Source organism: Rhodoplanes roseus, assembly GCF_003258865.1.
Classification (GTDB): Bacteria; Pseudomonadota; Alphaproteobacteria; order Rhizobiales; family Xanthobacteraceae; genus Rhodoplanes; species Rhodoplanes roseus.
In genome coordinates this window covers 1-2,020 of the sequence record NZ_NPEX01000523.1, presented here as the reverse complement: position 1 = coordinate 2,020, position 2,020 = coordinate 1, and the positions used below count along the sequence as shown (strand labels likewise).

The 2,020-nt window shown below is 73.4% G+C and carries 2 protein-coding genes; one reads left to right on the top strand and one right to left on the bottom strand.

Annotated elements, in window-relative coordinates; genetic code table 11:
* Nucleotides 1–74: 74 nt before the first annotated feature.
* Nucleotides 75–566 carry a hypothetical protein gene (locus tag CH341_RS30930; protein WP_111423472.1) on the top strand — a complete coding sequence of 164 codons (492 nt, stop codon included), beginning with the start codon at nucleotides 75–77 and terminating at the stop codon, nucleotides 564–566.
* Here CH341_RS30930 and CH341_RS30925 read toward each other — a convergent pair.
* On the bottom strand, nucleotides 479–2,020 hold a 1,542-nt coding region (locus tag CH341_RS30925), incomplete at its 5' end, for a glycosyltransferase (protein ID WP_111423470.1). The two genes, CH341_RS30930 and CH341_RS30925, sit on opposite strands and share 88 nt — an antisense overlap.

Sequence of the window (2,020 nt, the reverse complement as noted above, 5' to 3'; positions counted from 1 at the left end):
CGGGTTCGCTGCTTCGCAGCGCCCCGGAATGACAGCGACCACCCGGCTTTGCCTCGATCGTGGATGACCCTCCCATGGACGATGTCGGCCGACTGCTTCTTCGCATTCTCCTGGTGCCGCTCGGCGCGCTCGTCGCGCTGATGGTGGCGATCACGGTCGTGGTGGCGGCGAACTGGGGCGCCGTGCAGACGCTCGCGGCGGCGGGTCCCGAGCGGCAGGGCGACTTCTTTTTCGCCCTCGTCGCCGCCGCCCCCGAACTGATGGCGATGCTGGCGGCCACCGCGACCTATGCGCTCGCCGTCGCCACGGTCGGCGTGCTGATCGCGGAGGTGTTCGCCGTCCGCTCGTGGATCTTTCACGCCGCCAATGGCGGGCTCGCCGCCTTCATCGGCTGGTCGCTGGCGGCGACGCAGGGTGGCATGCGCGCGCTCTCGACACCGACCAGCCTGATCGCCGCCGGCCTCGCGGCGGGCCTGGCCTATTGGCTGATCGCCGGCTCGACCTCCGGCTTCTTCAAGCCGCTGCGCTCGTCGCGCGCCCCGGAGCCCGGTCCCGCCCCACGCTGACGCCCGGCCGCGCGGCTGCGCGACGTCCGTGCCAGACCGTGCTCTGTCTTGTCCCAGCGATACGGGTCGCGAAAGAATTTCGCCACCGCCCGCCACGCCGCGACGGACAGCAGGATCCAGTGCAGCGGCACCAGCAGCAGCACCCAGGCGGTGGCGAGCAGGCGTCGCCGGGCGAGCCCGAAAACGCCGAGCAGCACCGAGGCGGCCCAGCCGCCCACGAAGGTGCCGGTGAACAGCAGGTCCATCACCTCGTCGAAGCGCGGGGCTCCGGTCGTCGCCAGCTTGGCGACGAACGCGGCCGCGAACACCGGATGCACCAGGGCGGCCAGCACGGTGCCGCCGACCACCAGCTGCAGCGTCACGAAGCCGGCCGGGCCCAAAGCGCGCAGCGTCTGGTGCGGTGTCCGCATGTGCACCAGCCAGGTCTGGATCCAGCCCTGGAACCAGCGGGTGCGCTGGCGCAGCCACGGCGCCAGCCGCGCCGGCGCCTCCTCGTGGGTGGTCGAGGCGATCACGTCGGCGCGGAAGCCGAGGCGGGCGAGCCGCATGCCGAGATCGGCGTCCTCGGTCAGGTTGAACGCGTCCCATCCGCCGACGCGTCTGAGCACGTCGGTGCGGAAGTGATTGGACGAGCCGCCGAGCGGCAGCGGCAGCCGCAGCCGCGCCAGCACCGGCAGGAACACGTCGAACAGGCCGGCGTATTCGGCCGTGAACAGCGCCGTCAGCAGGCCGTCGCGCGTGTTGTCGATCGACAGGCGGGCCTGCACGCAGGCGAGCCGGTCGCCGCCCTCCGCGAACGCCGCGACGGCGCGGCGGAGCTGGTCGGGCTCGGGCCGGTCCTCGGCGTCGTAGACGGCGAGCAGGTGCCCGCGGGCGAACGGCAGCGCGGCATTCAGCGCCTTCGGCTTGGTCCGCGGCCCGACATCGGGAACGACCAGGATCTCGTAATGCGGTCCGAGGGGCTGCGCCGCGAAGGCCGCCCTGGTGGCGTGGTCGTCCTGCTCGAGCGCGATGACGATCTGGAGCTTCTCGGGCGGGTAGTCGAGCGCGTCGAGCGCGGCGACGAGCTGCGGCACCGTCGCGGCCTCGCGATAGAGGGCGACGACGATCGTGTAGAGCGGCAGTGCCCGGTCCGGGATTCGCTCGGGCCTCGGTCGGAGCGGCGCCGGAATCGCGACGGCGAGGAGGCGCAGCCCCGTCCAGGCGAGGAACAGAACCGCGAGCGCGGTGCCCAGCGTGATCGCGACGGCGTCGGGCCAGGCGAGGCCCGGTACGGCTATGGCCAGAGCGGCCAGCGCCGCCGGGAGACGGCGAGTCGGTCGGGGCGCGGCCGAGAGCGCCGGCTGTTCGCCGGCGAGCCCGAAGGCCGCCCGGTCTCCGAGGGCCGGGGCCGTGTCGCGGGTGACGAAGCGGCGCAGCCGGTCGCTCGTGGTCAGGCGGATGCGCCGCGGCGC

Coding starts and splice junctions, on each gene's coding strand:
- CH341_RS30930 (WP_111423472.1), top strand. CDS start 75: ATGGACGATGTCGGCCGACTGCTTCTTCGCATTCTCCTGGTGCCGCTC.